Source organism: Mycobacterium sp. UNC410CL29Cvi84 (assembly GCF_000686745.1).
GTDB classification, from domain to species: domain Bacteria; phylum Actinomycetota; class Actinomycetes; order Mycobacteriales; family Mycobacteriaceae; genus Mycobacterium; species Mycobacterium mucogenicum_B.
Map to the genome: position 1 here is coordinate 206,722 of NZ_JMLM01000012.1, position 23,453 is coordinate 230,174.

Annotated in this window: 21 protein-coding genes; 13 read left to right on the top strand and 8 right to left on the bottom strand. The window is 65.1% G+C overall.

All coding sequences use genetic code 11. The annotated features are described in order from the left end of the window. The first annotated feature begins 2 nt into the window (after positions 1 to 2). Positions 3 to 1,079: an NAD(P)H-dependent amine dehydrogenase family protein gene (locus tag BR47_RS0118660; RefSeq protein WP_020098704.1), complete on the top strand. Its 1,077-nt coding sequence runs from the start codon at positions 3 to 5 to the stop codon at positions 1,077 to 1,079. Positions 1,080 to 1,281: 202 nt separating this feature from the next. Here BR47_RS0118660 and clpB read toward each other — a convergent pair whose 3' ends face one another. Continuing rightward, positions 1,282 to 3,828: an ATP-dependent chaperone ClpB gene (gene clpB / locus BR47_RS0118665; RefSeq protein WP_020098703.1), complete on the bottom strand. Its 2,547-nt coding sequence runs from the start codon at positions 3,826 to 3,828 to the stop codon at positions 1,282 to 1,284. Between the two features lie 175 nt (positions 3,829 to 4,003). Between clpB and BR47_RS0118670 the strand changes: the two genes are divergently transcribed. Genes BR47_RS0118670 through BR47_RS0118690 form a run of 5 tightly spaced genes read left to right on the top strand, consistent with a single transcriptional unit; the run spans position 4,004 to position 8,180 of the window. Continuing rightward, entirely contained in the window at positions 4,004 to 4,669 is a 666-nt protein-coding gene (locus BR47_RS0118670) for a GAP family protein (RefSeq protein WP_029120437.1), read from the top strand. 15 nt (positions 4,670 to 4,684) lie between these two features. Continuing rightward, positions 4,685 to 5,329: a CYTH domain-containing protein gene (locus BR47_RS0118675; protein WP_029120438.1), complete on the top strand. Its 645-nt coding sequence runs from the start codon at positions 4,685 to 4,687 to the stop codon at positions 5,327 to 5,329. Then, the gene (locus BR47_RS0118680) at positions 5,319 to 6,485 is read left to right on the top strand and encodes an FAD-binding oxidoreductase (RefSeq protein ID WP_029120439.1); all 1,167 of its coding nucleotides are present in this window, start codon (positions 5,319 to 5,321) and stop codon (positions 6,483 to 6,485) included. Before BR47_RS0118675 ends, BR47_RS0118680 begins: the two co-directional genes overlap by 11 nt. A 14-nt stretch (positions 6,486 to 6,499) precedes the next feature. Next, positions 6,500 to 7,399 (top strand): aldose 1-epimerase, encoded by a 900-nt coding sequence (locus tag BR47_RS0118685; protein WP_029120440.1) that lies wholly within the window; start codon positions 6,500 to 6,502, stop codon positions 7,397 to 7,399. A 37-nt stretch (positions 7,400 to 7,436) separates the two neighbouring features. Next, positions 7,437 to 8,180, top strand: coding sequence for a potassium channel family protein (locus tag BR47_RS0118690; protein WP_029120441.1), 744 nt, complete (start codon positions 7,437 to 7,439; stop codon positions 8,178 to 8,180). Between the two features lie 12 nt (positions 8,181 to 8,192). Here BR47_RS0118690 and BR47_RS33190 read toward each other — a convergent pair whose 3' ends face one another. Next, positions 8,193 to 9,752, bottom strand: coding sequence for a hypothetical protein (locus BR47_RS33190; RefSeq protein WP_141772263.1), 1,560 nt, complete (start codon positions 9,750 to 9,752; stop codon positions 8,193 to 8,195). A 298-nt stretch (positions 9,753 to 10,050) separates the two neighbouring features. Between BR47_RS33190 and BR47_RS0118695 the strand changes: the two genes are divergently transcribed. From BR47_RS0118695 to BR47_RS0118715, 6 genes are all read left to right on the top strand, one after another. Beyond that, positions 10,051 to 10,353: a type VII secretion target gene (locus BR47_RS0118695; RefSeq protein ID WP_029120442.1), complete on the top strand. Its 303-nt coding sequence runs from the start codon at positions 10,051 to 10,053 to the stop codon at positions 10,351 to 10,353. Positions 10,354 to 10,363: 10 nt separating this feature from the next. Next, positions 10,364 to 10,654: a WXG100 family type VII secretion target gene (locus BR47_RS0118700; RefSeq protein ID WP_029120443.1), complete on the top strand. Its 291-nt coding sequence runs from the start codon at positions 10,364 to 10,366 to the stop codon at positions 10,652 to 10,654. A 150-nt stretch (positions 10,655 to 10,804) separates the two neighbouring features. Next, on the top strand, positions 10,805 to 11,581 hold the full coding sequence (locus BR47_RS33195; RefSeq protein WP_155987074.1) for a hypothetical protein: 777 nt from the start codon (positions 10,805 to 10,807) through the stop codon (positions 11,579 to 11,581). Next, entirely contained in the window at positions 11,578 to 12,732 is a 1,155-nt protein-coding gene (locus BR47_RS33200) for an ESX-1 system-associated protein (protein ID WP_141772264.1), read from the top strand. Before BR47_RS33195 ends, BR47_RS33200 begins: the two co-directional genes overlap by 4 nt. A gap of 1,500 nt (positions 12,733 to 14,232) precedes the next feature. Beyond that, positions 14,233 to 15,051, top strand: a complete 819-nt coding sequence (locus tag BR47_RS0118710; RefSeq protein WP_036427570.1) for an EspK C-terminal domain-containing protein — start codon at positions 14,233 to 14,235, stop codon at positions 15,049 to 15,051. 83 nt (positions 15,052 to 15,134) lie between these two features. Continuing rightward, a complete protein-coding gene (locus BR47_RS0118715; RefSeq protein WP_141772265.1) occupies positions 15,135 to 15,794 on the top strand; it encodes a hypothetical protein in 660 nt (219 codons plus the stop codon). An 11-nt stretch (positions 15,795 to 15,805) separates the two neighbouring features. Here BR47_RS0118715 and BR47_RS0118720 read toward each other — a convergent pair whose 3' ends face one another. The 5 genes from BR47_RS0118720 to BR47_RS0118740 form a co-directional block, all read right to left on the bottom strand. After that, positions 15,806 to 16,177, bottom strand: coding sequence for a heat shock protein transcriptional repressor HspR (locus BR47_RS0118720; RefSeq protein WP_020098697.1), 372 nt, complete (start codon positions 16,175 to 16,177; stop codon positions 15,806 to 15,808). Next, positions 16,174 to 17,364, bottom strand: a complete 1,191-nt coding sequence (dnaJ, locus tag BR47_RS0118725) for a molecular chaperone DnaJ (RefSeq protein ID WP_020098696.1) — start codon at positions 17,362 to 17,364, stop codon at positions 16,174 to 16,176. The genes BR47_RS0118720 and dnaJ overlap by 4 nt, the downstream gene beginning before the upstream one ends. 28 nt (positions 17,365 to 17,392) lie before the next feature. After that, entirely contained in the window at positions 17,393 to 18,028 is a 636-nt protein-coding gene (grpE, locus tag BR47_RS0118730; RefSeq protein ID WP_020098695.1) for a nucleotide exchange factor GrpE, read from the bottom strand. After that, on the bottom strand, positions 18,025 to 19,887 hold the full coding sequence (gene dnaK, locus BR47_RS0118735) for a molecular chaperone DnaK (RefSeq protein ID WP_029120446.1): 1,863 nt from the start codon (positions 19,885 to 19,887) through the stop codon (positions 18,025 to 18,027). Before dnaK ends, grpE begins: the two co-directional genes overlap by 4 nt. Positions 19,888 to 20,078: 191 nt before the next feature. Then, positions 20,079 to 20,726, bottom strand: a complete 648-nt coding sequence (locus BR47_RS0118740; RefSeq protein ID WP_029120447.1) for a pyridoxamine 5'-phosphate oxidase family protein — start codon at positions 20,724 to 20,726, stop codon at positions 20,079 to 20,081. Positions 20,727 to 20,804: 78 nt separating this feature from the next. Between BR47_RS0118740 and BR47_RS0118745 the strand changes: the two genes are divergently transcribed. Beyond that, on the top strand, positions 20,805 to 22,217 hold the full coding sequence (locus BR47_RS0118745) for an aminotransferase-like domain-containing protein (RefSeq protein WP_029120448.1): 1,413 nt from the start codon (positions 20,805 to 20,807) through the stop codon (positions 22,215 to 22,217). Here BR47_RS0118745 and BR47_RS30870 read toward each other — a convergent pair. Continuing rightward, positions 22,214 to 23,453: HNH endonuclease signature motif containing protein (locus BR47_RS30870; RefSeq protein ID WP_036427571.1), on the bottom strand; the 1,240-nt coding region annotated here is incomplete at its 5' end. The two genes, BR47_RS0118745 and BR47_RS30870, sit on opposite strands and share 4 nt — an antisense overlap.

Genomic DNA, 23,453 nt, shown 5'->3' on the forward strand with positions numbered 1-23,453 from the left:
AGATGTCCAAGATTCGCGTCTTCCAGGTGGCGACCGGCAACGTCGGTACCGAGATGATCAAGCGCATCGGTAAGCGCCCCGACCTGGAATTGGTCGGATTACATTGCTACACAACGGAAAAGGTGGGACGGGACGCCGGCGAGATCGCCGGGATCGGACCCATCGGCGTCATCGCAACCGGCTCGGTCGACGACATCATCGCCGCGAAACCCGATGTCCTCACCTTCCACGGCGTCTTCCCCGACGAGGACCTCTACGTGAAAGTCCTTGAGGCCGGGATCAATATCGTGACGACGGCCGACTGGATCACCGGCTGGCACCGCGACACCAACCACCCACACCCCTCCGGCAAGCCGGTGTCACAGCTGCTGACCGAGGCCTGCGCCAAGGGCGGGTCGACGTTCTACGGCACCGGGATGAACCCCGGCGTCAACCAGATCCTGGGCGTGGTGTGTTCGGCCGACGTCGCGGAGATCGAGAACGTCACCACCATCGAATCGGTCGACGTGTCCTGCCATCACAGCAAGGACACCTGGATCGAGGTGGGATATGGCCTCCCCGTTGATGATCCGTCGATCCCGGCGAAGCTCGAGAAGTACACCCGGGTGTTCGCCGACAGCGTGCTCATGATGGCCGACTGCTTCGGGCTCGAACTCGACGAGGTGAAGTTCAGCGCCGAACTCGGCGCCTGCACCAAGGACGTCGACCTGGGCTGGTACACGCTGCCGAAGGGCTCCCTGGGCGGCAACTACATCAAGTACCAGGGCATGGTCGACGGTGTGCCGCGCATCGAGACGCATCTGGAATGGCAGATGACGCCGCACACCGACCCGAGCTGGAACATCAAGGGCTGCTACATCACTCAGATCAAGGGTGACCCCTGCGTCTACAACAAGCACATGATCTACCCGAAACCCGGTGTGGACCTGTCGAATCCGGACAACTTCGCCTCGATCGGCATGACCGTGACGGGGCTGCCCGCGCTCAATGTCATCGCCTCGGTGGTCAAAGCCCCGCCCGGACTGCTGACGAGCGCCGACGTGCCACTACGCGGCTTCGCGGGCCGCTTCAACATCTGACCGGAGCCCGGCGAGAGGTACATAGCTTGACTCACGAGGCGTTTGCGGCCGACCAGATTGAAGCCAGGTACTTTTCTGGGCCCTCAGATGGCGGTCCGATTGAACTCAGGTACTTTCGTCGGCACTGTTGGATCCCAAGCGAAAACCCCCTATTCCCAAGGAAATAGGGGGTTCTCACGTCCACTCGGAAACTAACTCAGCCTCAGCCGAGGACCAGGCTCTCGCCATCCGCGCTGACGTTCACCGGGACGGTGTCGCCGTCGTGCACCTCGCCGGCCAGCAGCTTCTTGGCCAGCTGGTCGCCGATCGCCTGCTGCACCAACCGGCGCAGCGGACGCGCGCCGTACAGCGGGTCGAAGCCACGGTCGCCCAGCCACTTCTTGGCGTCCAGCGAGACCTCCAGCTGGAGGCGCCGCTGAGCCAGCCGCTTCTGCAGCTGCTGCAGCTGGATGTCGACGATGGACACCAGCTGGTCCGGGTTCAGCGCGTCGAAGATCAGCACGTCGTCGAGACGGTTGATGAACTCCGGCTTGAACTTGGCGCGCACCGCCGCCATCACCTGATCCGGAGTGCCTCCGGCGCCCAGGTTGGACGTCAGGATCAGGATGGTGTTGCGGAAGTCGACCGTGCGGCCCTGACCGTCGGTCAGCCGCCCTTCGTCGAGCACCTGCAGCAGCACGTCGAACACGTCCGGGTGGGCCTTCTCGACCTCGTCGAACAGCACCACCGTGTACGGGCGTCGCCGCACCGCCTCGGTCAGCTGACCGCCGGCGTCGTAGCCGACGTAGCCGGGAGGGGCACCGACCAGACGAGCCACCGAGTGCTTCTCGCCGTACTCGCTCATGTCGATGCGGACCATCGCGCGTTCGTCGTCGAACAGGAACTCCGCCAGCGCCTTGGCCAGCTCGGTCTTACCGACACCGGTCGGACCCAGGAACAGGAACGAACCCGTCGGACGGTTGGGGTCGGCGACCCCGGCCCGGGCCCGGCGCACGGCGTCGGACACCGCGACCACCGCTTCGGCCTGGCCGATGACGCGCTTGCCCAGCTCGCTCTCCATCCGCAGCAGCTTGGCCGTCTCGCCCTCGAGCATGCGGCCGGCCGGGATGCCCGTCCACGCCGACACCACGTCGGCGATGTCGTCGGGGCTGACCTCTTCCTTGAGCATGACGTTCTCGCGGGCCTCGGCAACGGGCAGCGCCGCGTCGAGTTGCTTCTCGACCGCCGGAATCCGGCCGTACCGCAGCTCGGCAGCCTTGGCCAGATCGCCGTCGCGCTCGGCCCGGTCGGCCTCACCGCGCAACGTCTCCAGCTGTTCCTTGAGCTCGCGGACGATGTCGATGGCGTTCTTCTCGTTCTGCCACCGGGTGGTCAGCTCGGAGAGCTTCTCCTTGTAGTCGGCCAGCTCCGAGCGCAGCTTCTCCAGCCGCTCCTTCGACGCGTCGTCCTCTTCCTTGGACAGCGCCATCTCCTCGATCTCGAGGCGACGGACGAGGCGCTCGACCTCGTCGATCTCGACGGGCCGGGAGTCGATCTCCATGCGCAGCCGGGACGCGGCCTCGTCGACGAGGTCGATGGCCTTGTCCGGCAGGAAGCGCGACGTGATGTAGCGGTCCGACAGCGTGGCCGCCGCGACCAGCGCGGAGTCCGTGATGCGCACACCGTGGTGCACCTCGTAACGCTCCTTGAGGCCGCGCAGGATGCCGACGGTGTCCTCGACCGACGGCTCGCCGACCAGCACCTGCTGGAACCGGCGCTCCAGAGCGGCGTCCTTCTCGATGTACTTGCGGTACTCCTCGAGCGTGGTCGCACCGACCAGCCGCAGCTCGCCACGGGCCAGCATGGGCTTGATCATGTTGCCGGCGTCCATCGCGGACTCGCCGGTCGCGCCGGCACCCACGATGGTGTGCAACTCGTCGATGAAGGTGATGACCTGCCCGGCCGAGTTCTTGATGTCATCGAGGACGGCCTTGAGCCGCTCTTCGAATTCACCGCGGTACTTGGCGCCGGCCACCATGGAACCGAGGTCCAGGGAGATGACGGTCTTGTCCCGCAGGCTCTCCGGCACGTCACCTTGAACGATGCGCTGGGCCAGGCCCTCGACGATCGCGGTCTTACCGACGCCGGGCTCACCGATCAGCACCGGGTTGTTCTTCGTGCGCCGGCTCAGAACCTGCACGACACGACGAATCTCGGTGTCGCGACCGATGACCGGGTCGAGCTTGCCTTCGCGAGCGCGTGCGGTCAGGTCGGTGGAGTACTTCTCCAGCGCCTGGTAGCTGCCCTCGGGATCGGGGCTCGTGACGCGGGCGCTGCCGCGGACCTTCACGAACGCCTCGCGCAGCGTCTGCGGTGCGGCGCCGTGGTTGACCAGCAGCTTGGCGACGTCGGAGTCGCCACTGGCCAGGCCGTACAGCAGGTGCTCGGTGGAGACGTATTCGTCGTCCATCTCGGTGGCCAGGTGCTGGGCAGCCGTCAGGGCTGCCACCGACTCACGAGACAGTTGCGGCGTCGAGTTGGCGCCACTGGCACTCGGCAGCTGGTCGATCAGCCGCTGGGCTTCGGCCCGGATGGCGGCGGGCTCGACACCGACGGCCTCCAGCAGAGGCGCGGCGATGCCGTCATTCTGGGTCAGCAGAGCCATCAACAAGTGCGCCGGACGGATCTCCGGGTTTCCGGCGGCGGTCGCCGCCTGCAACGCTGAGGTCAGCGCCGCCTGAGTCTTCGTGGTCGGGTTGAACGAGTCCACGACACCTCCCTTTCGTCTACAGAAAAATGCTTGTCGCTGAGTTCAACGTCGTCAAGGTTGAGTCTGTTCCGCTCAAGTCTAGAAAATTTCCTGGATGCCTATGATCTGGCTCACCCCGTAAATACTGCCGCGTCCAACCGTCAAGATCGACGGAAACGTAAGCAACAATGACCGCATGACAGATTGGGCTTCGGTCCTGACCGAACTGATTCCCCTCGCCCTGGTGATCGCCCTTTCTCCACTGTCGATCATTCCCGCGGTCCTGGTGCTGCAATCCCCCCATGCCCGCATCACCGGTCTGACGTTTCTCGCCGGCTGGCTGGTGGCCATCGCGGTGTTGACGGGCGTGTTCGTCCAGCTGTCCGGCCTCATGCCCCAGGCCGGCCACCCGTCGACCACGGCGTCGTGGGTGCGCATCGTGATCGGCGTCCTGCTGGTCGCCTTCGGTATCTACCGCTGGGCCAACCGCAACCACGACGCGCCCGAGCCCGCCTGGATGCGGAAACTGACGAGCATCACCCCCGCCCGGGGTTTCGTGACCGCCGCGGTGCTCGCGGTCGTGAACCCCAAAGTGCTGTTCATGTGCGTCGCCGCCGGTCTGGCGATCAGCACCGACGAACTCCCCCACGCGGCGGCATTGGCGTCGGTGCTGTGTTTCACCGTGGTCGCCGGCAGTTCGGTCGCCATCCCGATCCTGACCTACGCCGCCGCCGGCGAGCGGCTGGACCCGGCCATGGCCCGCCTCGGCGCCTGGCTGCACCGCCAGCACGCCGTGCTGGTCGCCGGGATCCTGATCGTCATCGGACTTCTCGTGGCATACAAGGGCCTGAGCCACCTCTAGGACTACCGTTTAACCATGTCCGAGTCCGGCTTCGGCGATTTCGAGTTCGAACGAAAGTTCCTCGTCCGCGACCTGCCCGCTGTCACAGCGTCCGACCCCAGTCCTGCGCTGATCGTGCAGGCCTACCTGTTCGCATCCGACGGCTATGCCGTCCGGGTACGCATCCAGGGCCCCGCTCCGGCCGATCTGAGTGATCCGGCGATGGACCTCATCGACGCCATCGGCAGCGACTCGATCGGCACCATGACCGCCAAGGGCCCGGCCACCGGCGGCACCCGCTATGAGGCCGAACGCGAACTCGATCCGCTGGTGGCCGGTGAAATCGTGCGTCGCGCCGAACACGTCGTGACCAAGGTGCGGTACTCGGTGTGGCTGGGTGAGGACGGCTGGATCATCGACCGGTTCACGGGCGGCAACGCCCCGCTCCTGCTCGCCGAGGTCGAGCGCGGCGGGCCGGTGGTCGACCTGGCGATCCCGACGTTCTGCGTCACCGAGGTGTCCGAGGACGACCGGTTCCGCAACGAATACCTCGCCCACCAGCCGTACGGCACGTGGGCCGACGCACACCGGCGCGAACTCGACCTGCTGGGCCCCAGTTTCGTCAACACCTTGGGGCAGAACCACTTCGACACCACCTCGCCGATGTCTGATGGGACTTGACGACCGCGAAGCGCTGATGACGGTGCGGACCGCGGTCGACCCTGCGCGCGGCGGGGACGACGTGATCGGGCGCTTCTACACCCGGTGGTTCGCCGGCGACCTGTCGGCGCGCGACCTCTTCCCACCGGACCTGGCCGCCCAGCGCACCGCCTTCAGCCACGCACTGTTCTGGGTGCTCGGCGAGTTCATCGAGCAGCGCGCCGAGGAGCCCGTGGCGTTCCTGGCCCAGCTCGGCCGGGATCACCGTAAATACGGTGTGGGACATCAGCATTACGCGGCGCTGCAGGACGCACTGCTGACCACCCTGCGCGACGAACTCGGCGACCGCTGGGACGCGAGGGTCGCCGAGGCCACCACGCACGCCGTCGATCTGATCGTCGGCGTCATGCGCGGCGCCGCCGACTCCGAACAGACACCGCCCTATGTCGACGGCACCGTCGTCGAGCATCTGCGCGTCACCCGGGACGTCTCGGTGGTGCGACTGCAGCTCGACCAGGCGCTGCCGTATCACGCCGGCCAGTACGTCGCGGTGCAGGTGCCGCAGTGGCCGCGACGCTGGCGGCACCTGAGTCCGTCGATGCCCTCGGATGCCAGCGGTGCCATCGAGTTTCACGTCCGCTCCGTCAGTGGCGGCATGGTGAGCACCGCCATCGTCAACCAGACCGCACCCGGCGACCGCTGGCGGCTGTCCAATCCCCATGGCGGAATGCATGTTTCACGTTCCGACGGTGACGTGCTGATGGTCGCCGGCAGCACCGGCCTGGCTCCGCTGCGGGCCCTGCTGATGAATCTGTGTCGCGAGGCCGAGAATCCGCGCGTGCACCTGTTCTTCGGCGGGCGCTATCCCTGCGACTTGTACGACCTACGCGTCCTGTGGGAGATCGCGGCCACCAATCCGTGGCTGTCCGTCACACCGGTGTCCGAGTACACCACCGACCCACCGTGGGCCGCCGACTACCCCGACGTCCAGCCGCCGCGTGGGCTGCACGTCCGGCAGACCGGGCTGTTGCCCGACGTCGTGACGAGCTACGGCAGCTGGGGCGACCGGCAGATCCTGCTGTGCGGCGGACCGGAGATGGTCACGGCGACCAAAGCCGCTCTGATCGCCAAAGGCGCACCACCAGAACGTATTCAGCACGACCCGTTGGCCCACTGACGCTGGAGGAATCGATGGCCGAACTCGACACCGTCGTCTTACGCGACCCCGAGTCCGCGATGACGGCGACGTTCGTCCCCGGCGCCGGCATGATCGGCACGTCGTTCGCCGAAGGCGATCTCGAGTTCCTCGGCCAGCGCCGCGGCCTCGAGGCGTACCTGACCAATGCCAAGACCATGGGCATCCCACTGCTCTATCCGTGGGCGAATCGATTGGGCGCCAACACGTATGACGTCGACGGCGGCGTCGTCACATTGACGCCCGACACCGGCGGTGTCCGCACGGACCCGCACGGCTCGCCCATGCACGGCCTCCTGGCCGCGTACCCGGGTTGGGTGATCGTCGAGCAGTCCGCGAATTCGGTCACCGCCGCAGTCGATTTCAACCGGCCCGGCCTGCTGGCGTCGTTCCCGTTCCCGCACGTGCTGACGCAGTGGGCCACATTGACGGGCCGTGTTCTGACGGTCGAGACCACCGTCCGGCCGTCGGCCTCCGCGGCGGTGCCGCTGTGTTTCGGGTACCACCCGTACCTGACCATTCCGGATGTGCCCCGGGAAGATTGGGTGCTGGAGACGCCGGCGATGCGGCACCTGCCGACCGATGATCGCGGTCTGCCCTCCGGCGCCGTCGAGCCGTGGCCGGCGCGGTCCGCGCCGCTCGGCGACACCACCTACGATGACGGCTTCGACCAGGTGCCCGACGGCGCGCAGTTCATCCTCCGCGGCGGCGACCACCGGATCACGGTGACATTCGAAACCGGCTACCCCGCCGCGCAGCTGTTCGCCCCGCCCGGCGACGCATTGGTGGCCATCGAGCCCATGGCCGCGCCCACCGACGCGCTGCGCCGCGGTGGCTATCGCCTCGCCGCTCCGGGCCGGCCGACGACAGCGCGGTTCTCGATCACCGTCAACTGAGTTCCGAAATCGCGACGGGTGTCGCACACTTTCTGACGTGGATACGCAAGACCGCCTCGACCGGTGGGAACATCGCGCCGAGTGGCCCCTGGCCGCCGTCGCCGCCCTGTTCCTGGCCGCGTACAGCATCGAGGTCCTCGCCCAGCCGCACGGATTCGTCGCGCGGCTCCTGACCCTGGTGACCTGGTTGGCATGGGCGGTGTTCACCGCCGACTACGCGGCGCGGCTCTACCTGGCACCCGACCGCAAGCAGTGGTTCTTCCGGCATCTGGTCGACCTCGCCGTCGTGCTGCTGCCACTGTTGCGGCCGCTTCGTCTGCTCCGGCTGGTCGTGCTGGTGGGTGCGCTGCAGAAGGCCATCGGCAATGCCATTCGCGGCAAGGTGATCATCTACACCATCTCCGGTGCCGTGCTGTTGGTGTATGTCGGGGCGCTGGCGGTGTACGAAGCCGAACGTGGTGCGCCCGACGCGCACATCACGAGTTTCGGCCTGGCCGTGTGGTGGGCGATGACCACGATCACCACGGTCGGCTACGGCGACATGTACCCCGTCACCACCACCGGCCGAGTCATGGCCAGCCTCATGATGATTGGCGGCATCAGCCTGGTCGGTTCGATTACGGCGACCATCGCGTCGTGGATCGTGCAGACTGTGTCGATCGATGATCAGAAACAAGACGCCGTGACGGCGGCGCACATCGAAGACCTGCGAGACGAGATCGCGCAACTGCGGGAGTTGTTGCGCGACAGGGTGAGTGGAGATGCGACTCCCGTCAACTGAACAGCGTTGCAGCTAAACCGCTTCATTGTGTTGGCCGCACTCCGCACGTAGCGCGCCTTCGTCTGGATCGAAGATCAGTACAAGAGAGTCACCAAGTCGAGCTCCAGCTGCCTCGGCAAGACGTCGAATCGATCCCATGTTGGGCGCAGCGGGCTCGGACAATGCCCACGCAACGGAGACGGCACCGCAGGATGTTTCGAAGTCGCGGCGGTTCCCTGGCTTCACACCGATCGCGTCCGCGACGGGCGGATCGATCGATAAGCCCGAACCTCGGAGAACCTGTGCTGTCACTGGGATTGCGATTCGGATACTGCCGTCGGACTGACGAACCGCTCCGGGCACGGTGCTCAGTGAAGGTATAGATGGCCATGCGTCTTCGGGGCGTCGGCAACGCACCATGCCCCCTTCGGTTACGAACGCGAGAGTCGCCAGGTAGGTACGGATCGAGCTTTCCTTGATGTCCGGGAATGCGTCGAGCATGTCGTCAAGCAACGCCCGTATCGGCATCCGCCCGCCGGCAGCCTCGATGCGGTTTGTCAGTTCTTGCGCGATACCGCCGTACTCGGGATGACTCCATCCCGCCAATGCCCATCCAGTTCGGCTCGTTCGCCTAAATGTGTCGTTGCCGTGTAGGGCTTTCAGCACAGACTTAGCACTGACCGAATCCCCCACCATGCCGCTGATTTCTTCGGCAGTCATCGGCCGGCCAGCAGCGTTCAATGCCGCTGCGATTTTGGCCCTGAGTCCAGAGCGTGGTGGCAGGTACGCACTGCCAATCCTGCTCAGCGCCAGCCTGTCCAGATATGCGGGAACTACATCTCGCCGCATCCCTTCGGCTGTGAGCTCCCCAGCCAGCGCTTCCAGGGTCTGGGCGGGCTCTCCACGAAAGAGGCTCCGGACACAAGCATCGACCCGTCGACGTCCGCCCTGCGACACATTTTCGAACCAGTCCTCATGCTCCTTGTACGGCCCAGCGACGTACAGCAACAGCCGGGCGGTCTCGCTCGTCGGCTCTAGCGCCAGCTGCTGAATCTCTGATTCGACTGTTTTTCGCGGCACATAGATACCGAGTCTGCGGCGCAGTTCATCTGCCGACTGCTGGATCCGAAGGTGGCCAGGTTCGTTGAGTAGTTCCGCGAAGCGTGAACGGATGCGGCTCTCGTTTCGCCACAACCAGGTCGGGTGCACACCAAGCTCTTCAGCGAGTCGCTCTTGAGTGACTTGAGTGGATCCCCATGCTCGAGCGCGCAGAACGTGGTGGTCGCGTTCCCCGATGCCAGCCACCAATCGATCGAGCCTGTCAGCAAGCGACGGTTGAGGACCGTCCACGCAGTCCGCCAATTGGGCCACTGCGTCATGTGCTGCCGTCACGATCGACGCGACGGTACGGACACCGCTCGATCGAGATTCAAGCAGTTCAGCGATGGTCGTTTCGGCGATGTCGGACCACGTTGTGTAGTGCGATGCGTACAGATTCCGCGCACGAGCCGGCAACTTTCCGTACGGAATGCGCTGGTTCGCGACCGCATCAAAGCCAGCGACGAGTTCACCAAACTGAACGTCTTCAGACACCCACAGTCTCGGTGCGGGATCGGTCGAGGCCACTGGCAAGAATCGCTCTAGGTATCTGCTTCAGATGGATGTCGGGCCGCAGTCCAGCGACCAAGCGCAAACTTGTGCTGTCGACGACGCCCAATCCTATCGGGCCCATGACGCGCCACTCAAAAAGTCAGCGAAGCCACGCGCCTCGCACGATCGGGCCACACTTTTGGTGCAGGTAACTGCCCTTCCGGCCCACTATCCTTGTTGGGACGACTGATAACCGCCCCGGCGTAAAATCGGTCCGGGGTTGTCGTGTGAAGGGGGCGGCGTGGACGTAGTCAAGGTCGACACAGAGATGCTGCGGCATCAGGTGGCGAAACTCGAGGAGACTGTCGGTCATCTCGAGTCGCATGAGAAGACGGTCGGGCACGCCATCGACTCATTCGGTGAGGCACTGAAGGGCGACACAGGCAAGGCCGTCGCGGCGGCTCTGACCAGTTATCAGAAGGCGATGGCCGCACTGCGCACCGAGCAACACGGCATTGCTGAAAAGCTGCACTCCGCGGTTGCGGCCTACGACTCGACCGACACCAATGCCGCCTCAGGCCTGACCCAAGCAATGCATCTGTAGGGGGACATCAATGGCCGAGCAAGAGTGGCACTTCGCGAAGATCGAGCAGACGGTCGGCGACCTCAAGGATGAGCACAAGCGGTTGAACGACGTTCTGGCCGAGGAGCGCGCTCGGATTCAGATGGTCAGCAGCGACATCTGGCACGGCACCGCTCGCGAGGGGTGGCAAGCTGCCGAGCGCTCGTGGGGTGAGAAGGCCGACGCTGCGCTTGAAGCCTTGAACAAGCTGATCGGCGCCATCCAGGGCGGTCATGATTCGATGGAATCCGCCGAGGGGAAGCTCAAGGGCAAGTTCGGCTGACCGACGCAGGGAGGGAAATTCGGTGTCGAGTAGTCACCGTTCACAGGGGGCGACGCACGACGAGGCGGGCAGCAAATGACGCCTACGTTGAAGGTTGATACGGCCCAACTAGCGGCTGCCGGTCAAGCGTTTCAAGCAGCGTCGGACGCGGTGCCGGCTGCTCCGGCTTTCTACATTCCGCCCGCTGCAGACGCGCTGTCATCTGCAGCGGCGACCAATGCCCCAAAGTTCGCGGACCCGATAACGACCGGCTTGCCCAAGCTGAAAACCGAGACCGCGGCCTATGCAGCGAACATCAAGGATGCGGCGTCCACGTACGCGACGACTGATCAACAAGCCGCTGCAGACGTGCTGAAGCAAAAGCTCGATGATCCGGCAGGCCAGGGGTCCGGCGGCGGTGGCGGTGGCGCGCCAGGGGGTGGCGGCGGGCCCGGATCACCTGGCGGCACCGCCAATTCGGCCAAAGCTGGCGCAACGTCCGCGGCAGCATCGGCCACGCCGGGCGCTGGCGGGGATCCGATGAGCCAGCTGAGCCAACTCGGCCAGATGGGCGGCCAGATGCTGCAGATGCCTATGCAGATGGCCCAGGCGGCGGGAGCAATCCCACAAGCGGCGATGCAGATGGCCCAGCAAGTGGGCCAGCAGATCGGCCAAATTGCCGGCAAGAAGGGCGAGTCCGACAAGGACAAGCCGGAAGACGCTGCGCAGAAAGCTGCTGACGACAAGAAAGCCGACGACGAAAAGAAGTCGGCAGACGACAAAGACAAATCGCAGGCGCAGTCCGAGAAAGCGCAGCCCAAGGCGCCGGTCGAGGGCAAGCATGCTGCTTCGCCGATCCACGGTTCAAACGCTGCCCCCGTCCCGCCGTCCTCGACTGCACCACGACACGCGGCACCGACCCGACCCAATGTGGAGGAACAACTGTGACCCAGCCACCGCAGTCCGGCCCGTGGGGTGCTCAGCCCCCGCAGCAGCCCGGAAACTGGCAGGGCTATCCCGGTGGACAGCCGGGCCCGGGTCCGCAGGGACATTGGAACCCGCAACAGCAGTGGCCAAATCCCGCGCCTGCACCACAGAAGAAAGGTCCACTGAAGTGGGTCCTCGGTGCGATTGCCCTAATCGCTGTCATCGCGGCGACTGCCGTGGTGGCGGTGTCCTGCGCAGGCGGCAAGGGCAGCGACAATGGCGGTGGCGGTACGCCGACGTCGGGCTCGAAATCCGACATCGCAAGCGCGCACGACACCGGACCCGTCTCGGTGATTACCGAAGACCCTTCTTGTGCTCCGTGGGGTCCGATTAACGACACGTTGGCAAATGTCGAAAAGAACGGCTGGGATAAGCGAGATGCATCTATACCCGCGAGCGCGTGGAACCCGGACATGCAGGCGATGTATCGCCAGATTGGCGACGCGCTAAGAAATTCGGCCGACCAAACAGTCCCACTGGTTAAACTCACCCAACATCGCGTAATGCGCGAACTGTATCAGCAGTACATCGCATATACGCGAGCATTTGTCGAGCGCATCCCATCCTATACAGAAAACGATAAATATCTGCAATCTACCGGCGTTATTTTTGGAATGGTGATTAGCAACATCTGCCAGGCGATTACATTCGGCTCAGCAGGTGCTCGAGGACCACTTGTCGAATCCAGCGGAACGCCCCAACAGCTGTCACCAGTCGGCGACCTCAGTCAGCCAACAAAGTTTCTGACATCGCCAACATCAGACTGCTCTGAGTGGAATTCGCTGGTCGATGGATTCGTAACCGATCCAGCTTATGTCGCATGGAACAAAGAAGACCCTAGCATTCCGGCCAGCAATTGGTCACCCGAGTACAAAGCAGAAAACGATGCGCTGAAGCCTGTGATTACACACATCATCGACGCGGCCGAGAAATTGGGCCACGCAAGCAAAAACCCAACAGTAGCCGACCTGGCGGCCCTATCCGGTCAGTACGGACGGGCATTTATCCAAGGCGTACCGACATACACCAGCGCAGATCTTTACCTGTTCAACGTATGGTGGCGCGGATTTGGCGCGATCAGCGCAGCCTGCAAAGCAGCCGGAGCGGACTAGATGACCGGCGACATACAAAAGCCCAGCTGTCCTAAGGGCATGATCGAGCCGAATGCGTGGCCCGAAGCAAGCGAAGGACGCTTCTATCAAACTGCGCAAGATTGCGTGAGAGCTCTTCAGAATCTGGCGAATAATTCTACGGCGCCTTGGAATACCACAAGAGGCAATATATTTGGTGCGGGAGGCTGGTCTGGGGATGCCTCAGGCGCAGCCAACAATAAAGCAGGCGATATTTCCAACCAGCTCACAGCCATGGAAAATTTACTCCATGCAGCCGCGAGTTGGAATTATGACATGAGTAATGCGATCATCGATTGCAAGAACGAAATAGCCGGCAATGTACATTCGTATCTAAAAAATTTTGATGAACTATCCGAGGAAGATCAGAATCAGAGAATTTCGGATTGTTACGCGTTGAACCTTAAGGCTACGCAGCGGAAGGCCGGAAAATTTGGTCCTCCAGATTCCTACCGACCGACGTTGAATCTGCATAGTCTGATAGCCGATGGCCTGCCGACGGCCCCACCCGGAATTGGGGCCGCTGCGCCGGGAAGTCCGCCATCGTCCCCTCCGAGCAAGACAAATAGTGATTCACTTCCCTCGGCTACCGAACGGCAGCAACAGCAAGTAACACCGGAAGCTGCTGGTGCACCGGGGCAACAGCCGCCACCTAGCAAAACGAGCAGCGATCCACTGCCCACAACGACTGTCGCCACGCAGCAGCCTGTCGTCCAGCACGGTGCACCCCCGGTGCAAACTGCGACGCCAGGGAAAACGAATGCAGATCCCCTGCCCGCTGCAGCGCAGGCAGGCAATCCGGGAAACAACGTCGCGACACCAGTGACCAATACGACTACTCCCGGCAACGCCCCAAGTGGTGGATTGGTCACGCCATCACCGTCTGGTACCAGAACGGCTGGCGGCGGGAGCGGAGGCACATCGACCGGCGCCACCAGCGGCGGAAGCAGCAGTCCTGTCAGTGGACTGAGTGGATCACCGAGCAGCACCAGTGCCTCGCAGTCTGGAAACCCGACCGGACAGCAGACCGGACCACAGCAGCCAGGCGGCCAACCGAACAATCCACTGCAGCAGGGATTGCAGCAGTTTGGGCAAGGCTTGCAGAACGCAGCGGGCCAGGCTCCGCAGCCGTTGGCCTCGGCTCAACCGGCGACGCCGCAGCCCACAACGCCACCCCCGGCAACGCCAACTGGCGCGGCTGGCGGCACGTCCGGGACGAGTGCCGCTCCGGTCGGCGCCGCGTCGGCAGCGGGCGGAGGCGGTTCCATCGGTGGCCCAGCGGCTGGAACACCGGCCGCGCCGGCAGCACCGTTGGGCCCTGCCCCGACACCATCTCCGGCGGCACCCGTTGCACAACCCGGACAGGGCGGCCCCGTCGGACCAACAGGCCCAGGTGTCGCCGCGGCCGGCACGAACAACCAGCAAGCTGCTGCCGCGGCCGCGCCGATCCCGGTCAGCCCGGCGCGCGCAGAGCGCGATGCCATGGCAGCGGCAGCCAAAGCCGGCCTCCTGCAACGTAAGTCGGCAGGAAACACCGACGCAGATGTCGAAATCGCGCGGCGCATTTCCGCGGCATTGCATGCGCCGCCGTCTATTCCGGCGGCCAGCTATCAGTTCACGTGGGCGGTTGGGGTCACGTCCGAGGGCCAGATTCTCGCGGCCAATTCGTACGGCATCGGCTACATCCCAGATGGCGTGAAACTGCCGGGTCAGGTGACGCTGGTCAGCGCAGACGAGGCAATCCCGCCGGCTGAACGCGGCCGGTGGGTGAATGTCCCCTTCCTAGCGCTGCAAGGGTGGGCACAGTTCCACGGCAAGACGCTACGCGCGATCATCGGCACGCCAGACGAGGTCAAGCCATACAAGTCGAGCATGCATGCCGAAGAGTTGGCACCTGATGACATCCCCGCCGATGGCACCATGCAGGGTCGGTCCCGACTGCAAGTGATCGCGCCGGAGGCCGCTGCGCGACTGGAGGAATGGTCTGACGTCACGCTGTACGAGGCGCTGCCGCCTCGGCCGGTGCAGGATGCCCCACCCGACGCCAAACAGACGATGAAGCTCTGGGTCGAGACCATCAAGCCACTGCTGCGCACCACCGGCACCAACGGTCCGATCGATCATCTGATCAAGCTCATCGCTTACGCCGACCACATGCAAAGCATCGAGCTATATAAGGCGTACACCGCCCCGCACGTAGCCGCACAGCGCGAAGCAATGTCGGATTGGATTTACTGGCAGCATGTTTCGTCGATCTGCCAGGACGCCACAAATCCTGTTCTTGGCAGCGTTCAAGCGTGAGCGATCACAGTGACGGCTGGGAGCGCACTGCCGTCCGGCCGTTCGAAGTCTTCCCTGAGCTCTATCGACACATGGACGCGCAATTGCAGTCGGCGATCGCCAGCGGCGATGACGCCAGCCGCGCGGTTGTGATCGGTGCTGGCAGTCGTGCGGTAGTCGAGCGAATCACGCATCTACGTGAACCGTGGGTGTTGAACATCGACGCGGACGCCACGATCGAGTCGATCGACCGGCACGCCATGAAGCTGTTCGAGCGCGGTGCGCCAGAGATCGGAGAATGGGTCCGGCACATCCTGGGTCATTGGCGACGGCAGCGGACCTGGTTCGACCTCACAGTCGACGTCATCGCCAGGGCTGACGATGGTGCGCTGAACCGCGTCATCCTCGCGTCTGCCGAATGCATCCGACGCGCCACATTTGCGTTTCTAGACGTCGATTTGGGCCCCATCCCACCTGTGTCGAACGATCCGTTCTACGGGGTGTTGCTTGCCGTCGGCGAGATTTTCACGACGCACCGTGACCAGGTGCCGCTCCGGGTGCAATTCGATTGCGTCGGCGGGTTGGCTGCCAAACCCGAGCACAACCCGTGGGTGGCAGCGCTTATCGATCAAGAACTGGTGATCTACCGCCGGCTCTACCGAGTGTTTTTCCAACTCTTGGAACAAGCCGGCATGTTCGATGACCGTGACGACGACCGCGAATTCTTCTACACACCTGACGAAGTCGACCGTCAAACCCGTTGAACCGTTGCGGTTCAACCCCGCTGCGAATTCCCCCGCCGCCGCGGTTCCCACAGCACCAGTGCGGTGCTGGGCTTGCGGACGCGTTCGAGTTCGGCGGTCACCTCGGTGAGCCTGGCCTGCAGCGCCTCGACCTGATTGGTCAGCTCGATGATGCGCTTGATGCCGGCCAGGTTCACGCCCTCGTCCTGAGACAGCCGCTGCACCTCGCGCAGCAGGTCGACGTCGTGCTGCGAATACCGTCGACCGCCGCCCGAGGTGCGTTGGGGGCTGACCAGGCCGAGCCGGTCGTATGTCCGCAACGTCTGTGCGTGCATACCGGCCAGCTCGGCGGCCACCGAGATCAGGAAGGTCCGGGCTTCCTCTGTCTTACGCCGGGCGCTCATAGCGACCCGGCCCAACCGGCCCGCGGATCGAATCCACTGGCCCGCTCTGCTTTTGCGTACGCCTCGAGCGCCTCCGCCGCTTCACCTTCGAGGTTCGGCGGCACGGCCACCTTCACGGTGACCAGCAGGTCGCCATGGCCACCGTCGCTGCCGCGCTTGGGCACACCGCGCCCTCGCACCCGCAGGATGCGGCCGTCGGACGTGCCCTTTGGCACCCTGACGCCAACCTTGCCTTCCAGCGTCGGCACGGAAAGCGTTGTCCCCAATGCCAATTCATGGAAGCTCACCGGGACGGTGACGGTCAGATCATCGCCGTCGCGGCCGAACACCTTGTCGGGCCGGACGTGCACGGTGACATACAGGTCGCCCGAGGGCGCCCCGCGTAGACCCGCTTCGCCCTGCCCGGCCAGCCGGATGCGCTGACCGTCGGTGACACCCGGAGGGATGCGCACGTTGATGGTGCGCGTCCGGGTGGAGACGCCGGTGCCTTTGCACTCGTCACACGGGTGCTCGATGATCGAGCCCGTGCCGCGGCATTCGGTGCACGGCTCCGAGAAGCCGAACGCACCCTGGTTGCGGTTGATGACGCCGGCGCCGTTGCAGTTGGGGCACACCTTCGGGCTGGTGCCCGGGCGCGCGCCACTGCCGTGGCAGTTGGTGCAGGGTGCCGGGCTGGTCAGACGCAGCGGCATGGCCACGCCCTTGGTCGCTTCGAGGAAGCTCAGCTCGGTTTCGGTTTCCAGGTCGTTGCCGCGGCGCGGACGGCTGGGGCGCGGCTGCTGCGCACCCCGGCCGAACAGGCCGCCGAACAGGTCACCGATGTTGGCGCCGCCGGTCTGCCCCGCCTGGTCGAACAGGTCGCCCAGGTTGAACTCCGACGTGTCGCCGCCGAAACCTCCGAAGCCGCCACCGCCACCGCCACCACCGAAGCGGCGGCCGAATCCACCGTTGGCGAAAAGCCGTCGGGTTTCGTCGTATTCGGCACGCTTGGTGTCGTCGGTCAGAACTTCCTTGGCCTCGGTCGCCGCCTTGTAGCGTTCCTCGGCTGCCGGATTGTTCGGGTTGCGGTCCGGATGGTTGTCGGCCAGCACCTTGCGCGCGGCGCGCTTGATCTCATCCTTCGTGGCGTCAGAGGTGACGCCGAGTTCCTTGTAGAAGTCCTTCTCGACCCATTCCCGTTGAGCCATGTCGCGTCACCTCCTCAGCGTCGCTCGGTTACTCGTTTGATTCTGGTTTCTGTTCGGTCGCAGCGTCGGTATTGGTGGGCGTGTCGGGCTGGTCAGCCGCGTCGAACTCGGTCGGCACGGCATCGACAACCCCGACCAGCGCGTGCCGCAGCACCTGCTCGCCGAGTTTGTAGCCCTGGCGCATCACAGTGCCGAGCACCGGATTTGAGCCGTCGCCCTCGTGCTGCACCGCCTCGTGAAGCGACGGATCGAACTCGTCACCCTCGGCACCGAATGCGCTGAGACCGATGTTGCCCAGCGCGGCAGAAAGCTTGTCCGCCACCGACTTCAGCGGCCCGGCCTCCAGATCCCCGTGGGCGCGAGCGCGGTCGAGATCGTCGAGCACCGGCAACAGATGCTGTGCGACAAGCGCTTTGGCACGCTCGGCGGCGGCCTGTTCCTGACGAATCGCCCGCTTGCGGTAGTTGTCGTACTCAGCCTTGACCCGTTGCAGCGTCGACTTGAGCTCAGCGGCTTCGTCCAGGGCTTCGCCGGCGGCCGGGGCCTCCGGCGCCGACCCCTCAGGGGCCGACGCCGGAGCGCCCTCACGTGGTTCGCCGGTTTCCGGATCGATGCGCCGCTTGTCGGTGATGGTCACCGGCTCGTGCGAATCGTCCTGGCTCACTTGTTCTCCTGATCGTCCTCGACAACCTCGGCGTCCACGACGTTGTCATCTGCGGCGGCGCCACCCGGAGCACCCGCACCCGCGCCGGCGGCCTGCTCGGCCTGAGTGGCCTCGTAGATCGCCTGGCCCAGGGCCTGGCTCTCGACGCCCAGCTTCTCCATGGCCGTCTTGATGGCGGCGATGTCGGTGCCGGCGAGCGCGGTCTTGGCCTCGGCGATGGCGCCGTCGACCTTGGTCAGGGTCTCCTCGGGGACCTTCGAGCCGCCCTCGGCTTCACGCTGGTCCTTGACGAACTTCTCCGTCTGGTAGACGAGCGACTCGGCCTGGTTGCGGACGTCGGCCTCTTCGCGACGCTTCTTGTCCTCTTCGGCGTGCGCCTCGGCGTCCTTGATCATCCGGTCGATCTCCTCCTGGGACAGGCCGGAGCCTTCCTGGATCTTGATCGTGTTCTCCTTGCCCGTGCCCTTGTCCTTGGCGGTCACGTGCACGATGCCGTTGACGTCGATGTCGAAGGTGACCTCGATCTGCGGCACGCCACGCGGGGCCGGCGGGATGCCGGTCAGCTCGAAGCTGCCGAGCAGCTTGTTGTGCGCAGCGATCTCGCGCTCGCCCTGGAAGACCTGAATCTGCACGGACGGCTGGTTGTCGTCGGCCGTGGTGAAGGTCTCGGACCGCTTGGTCGGGATCGTGGTGTTGCGCTCGATCAGCTTGGTCATCACGCCACCCTTGGTCTCGATACCGAGGGACAGCGGGGTGACGTCAAGCAGCAGAACGTCTTTCACCTCACCCTTGAGCACACCGGCCTGCAGCGCGGCACCGACGGCCACGACCTCGTCCGGGTTGACGCCCTTGTTGGGCTCCTTGCCACCGGTCAGTTCCTTGACCAGCTCGGTGACGGCGGGCATACGGGTCGAGCCACCGACGAGGACCACGTGGTCGATGTCGGAGACCGAGATGCCGGCGTCCTTGATCACCGACTGGAACGGCTGACGGGTCCGGTCGAGCAGGTCCTGCGTGATGCGCTGGAACTCGGCACGGGTCAGCTGCTCGTCGAGGAACAGCGGGTTCTTGTCGGCGTCGACGGTGATGTACGGCAGGTTGATCGAGGTGCTCTGGCTCGAGCTCAGTTCGATCTTGGCCTTCTCCGCAGCCTCACGCAGACGCTGCATCGCCATCTTGTCCTTGGTCAGGTCGATGCCGCTGGTGGCCTTGAACTTGTCGACGAGCCACTGCACGATGCGCTCGTCCCAGTCGTCACCACCGAGGTGGTTGTCACCGGAGGTCGCCTTGACCTCGACGACGCCCTCGCCGATTTCCAGCAGCGAGACGTCGAAGGTGCCGCCACCGAGGTCGAAGACCAGGATGGTCTGTTCCTTCTCGCCCTTGTCCAGGCCGTAGGCCAGGGCGGCCGCGGTCGGCTCGTTGACGATGCGGAGCACGTTGAGACCGGCGATCTGGCCGGCTTCCTTGGTGGCCTGACGCTGAGCGTCGTTGAAGTAGGCCGGGACGGTGATCACGGCGTCGGTGATGTCCTCACCGAGGTACGCCTCCGCGTCGCGCTTCAGCTTCTGCAGCGTGCGCGCGCTGATCTCCTGCGAGGTGTACTGCTTGCCGTCGATGTCGATGGTCCAGTCAGTACCGATGTGCCGCTTCACCGAACGGATGGTCCGGTCGACGTTGGTCACTGCCTGGTTCTTGGCGGGCTGGCCGACCAGCACCTCGCCGTTACGCGCGAACGCGACGACCGACGGGGTGGTCCGGGAGCCCTCTGAGTTTGCAACGACGACGGGGTCGCCGCCCTCCAGCACCGCGACGCAAGAGTTGGTGGTCCCGAGGTCGATACCGACCGCACGAGCCATAGTGATGCCTCCTGATAGACATTGATGGGTGATCTGAGCGAACTGCGCTCAAGCTTGCTACCGGACGATGCCGTCTGTCAAGCCGAACTTGAGTCTGTTGCACTCAACTTGTTGTCGGTGAGTCCAACCTGGGCAGTTGGCGATCTATTCCCGATTCCCCAAAAATGTCTATCCGGGCCTATCGACGCAGGTCAGACCGGCGCTACAGTAACCATCGCCCGCACCGAGTCCGGCAGTTCGGCCGTCGACCACTCCGCCCGCTGCGGCTCCCCATAGGTGACGGAGAACGGCACGATGCCCGCCCAGGCGTCGGTTTCCTCCTCGGGTTCCGCGACCGGGCCGCCGTTGACCTTGTACACCCAGTCGCCGTCGACGATCGGCAGGGAGATGACGTTGGTCGCCGCGATCTCCTTCGGCAGCATCGCGCGCACCTCGGCGGTGCGCCCGGGGATCAGCAGCTCACTGAAGCGCTCGAGCAAGGCCGCCCGATCTTCCCGGCGCGCCGGCTCCACCTCGCCGTACAGCACCGCGGAGCGGTAGTGCACCGACGAGTCAAAAGTGCTGTGCGCCACCACAAGTGCGTCCATGGCCGTCACGCAGAAGGCGACCTGCGCGCCCGCCCCCTTCGTACCGAGCGCGCCCGCGCCGGTCGAACCGTGGATGAGAATCCGGTCGCCGTGACGGACGTACAGCGTCGGCACCGCCAGCGGCCGGACCTTGCCGTTCGGACGGGCCACGTCGCCGATGCTGAGTACGCCCCACCACTGCTCATCGAGGAACTCCTCCAGCGCGGCGCGTGCCGTGGACTGACGACCATACTTACGGGTGACCTTTTCCATGAGCCCAGATCACCATGATTGCGGCCTTATCTGAATAGCCAGAAATACTCATTTCTGGCAGGCCAGTATTCTGGCGGGGTGGCGCGGCACACCCGGGCGGTACATCTGCCTCTCGATACCACCGACCTCAGCGCCCGGGCGATCGCGAGCCAACTGGTGGCATTGATCGCCGCCGGGCAGGTCGGCGACGGCGACTGGCTGCCGTCGACCCGCGCACTCGCGCATGAGCTCGGGGCCTCGCGGACGATGGTCGCCGCAGCCTACGACGAATTGGTCGCGGCCGGATTTCTCGAAGGCGTCCCCGGCGCCGGAACCCGGACAACCGTCGGCGCCACTGCGGCCGCCCGCGCCGGACTGTCCAGCCGCGCGCCCCGCCTCGAGAAGACCAACGTCGCGCCGGCAGCACATACCGCGGTGCACCACACCGATGCTGTCGATCTGCGCCCGGGCACCCCGGACATCGGGCTCATCGACATGCGGGCGTGGACGCGTGTGTGGCGGGCCGCGGCGTCGTCCCCACCGACGACGCTCTCGCCCTGGCAAGACACCGACGATGCCTTCACTGCCGCCATGTCCCGCCACCTGCGCACCAATCGGGGCATCGACACCGACACGGTTTTCGACATTCCCGGCTCGACGGCGGCTTTTCAGACGCTGGCGGCCGTGAGTGGTCTCACCCGCTGCTATCTCGAATCGCCCTGCTACCCCGCCGCGGCTCACGAATTCCGCCGCGCCGGCCTGGATCTGGTTTTCGTTCCCGTCGACCATGACGGGCTGTGCGTCGACAGACTCGGCGCCGAGGCCGGCATCGTCTACACGACACCGGCTCACCAATACCCGCTCGGGCACCGACTCTCGGTGAATCGGCGGGCCGCGCTCGTTGCGTGGGCCAAGCGCACCGGGTCGATCGTCATCGAAGACGATTACGACGGCGAGTTCCGCTACGGCGTTGCGCCACTTCCCGCCATCCGGTCCATTCCCGGCGCCGGGGAACACGTGGCCTACGTCGGCACTGCGTCCAAGATGCTCGCACCGAGCCTGGGCGCCGCCTGGTTGGTGCCACCACTGCCCCTGCGTGACGCGGTCCAGACTTACCTTCGCGACCACCGCATCGCGGTCTCGACCATCACGCGCATCGCCCTCACCGAACTGATCACCGCCGGGGAACTGCAACGACACCTGGCCCGGGCCGGCCGCGAATACCGTTGCCGCCGAGACATTCTCATCACTGAACTCGAGGCACGCTGTCCCGATCTCGACGTGCTCGGCGTCCAAGCCGGGCTGCACGTCGCCATCCTGCTGCCCGCCGATCACCGCGACCGCGACGTCGCCGCATCGCTTGAGGCCGACGGTCTCATCGTCACGCCACTGTCGACCTTCCCTCGGCGGTCCGACTCCGAGATCAATGGCATCGCAGTCAATTTCGCGCACATCGACCGCTCGATCGCCAGGCGCTTCGCCGATTGCACTGCCACGGCGATCGCCACCTAGAACGGTGCGGGTTCATTCCAGCCTTCTTCTGCTGCCCGGATCTTTTCGTGTTCGATGCGGCGCGATTGTTCGTCGGCGATGCGTTCTTCGTTGGCCGTGCGGGCTTGGTTGACGAGTTGTTGGCGTTCTTGTGCGCGGGTGCGTTTGCGTTTGGGCATGCAGTGACCGCGCGCGGGTGTGCGTACCGGTTCTTCGCTGATCTGGGGTGTGCCGGTGGGGTGGGCGAGTTGTGGGTACCATTGGGCGCCTTCGGGTTTGGTGATGTAGGTGTGCCCGGTGGGGGCGGTCCACACGACGGTCCCGTCGGGGAACTGCTGATCCTGCCAAGGGTGGAAGGTTTTGAGCAGGTGGTGGAACCGGCACAGGCATTTGAGGTTTGACGGGTGCGTCGGCCCCGCGGGATAGGCGGTCGTGTGGTCGATGTCGCAGGCCTCGGCGGGCCGGTCGCAGTCGGGGAATCGGCAGGTCAGGTCCCGGCAGCGCACGAACTCGGCCAGTTTGGCCGAGGGCCGGTATCGGGGTTCGGCCGCATCCGGTGGCAGGTCCACCTGGCGGATGATGGCGCCGTCGGCGAGTCGTTCGACTTGTTCGGCGGGGATCTGCCCGTAGCCGGGCAGGAACCCGGGGGCCTGCCCGTTCACTGCCTGCGGTGCGGCGATGACGTGGATGACGGCGCGGGGGCCGACGGTCGCCGCCGGTAGCTCGGCCGCGGCGGCGGGGCAGTCGTCCTGTCCGCACTCGCAGCGCAACCGGCCGCCGCGGGCCAGGGCATCGATGGCGGCGGCACGGCGTTGATCGTGGCTGCGCGGGTCGTGCTTGCAGACCCCGCGGGCCAGGTCATCGAGGGCCGCGTCGAGTACGGCGGCGGTCGCGGCGTCCAGCGTTCCGCAGACGCTGGCGGCGCCGGGTCCGCAGGTGCGGATGTCGAGGTATCGGGCTTGTGATGGGGGTTTGGGCGGGTGCACCCCGGCCTGGTCGGAGGCCGCGATGATCGCGTCGATGCGCTGTTCCATTTTCGGTTTCGACAACCGCCCCCACGCGACGATCTTGGCGGCGAGGTCGGCGTCGACCTGTTGGGCGACGTCATCGTCGATGATCAGGTCGGTGCGCGCGACGATCATCGCGACCATCACCGCATCGATCAGCCCTTTGGCGTAGACGGCTGCGACTTTGGGTAGGCGGGTGCGCAGCATCACTGCCCGCTCCACCTGGGCCTGTGCTCGTTTGCGGGACACT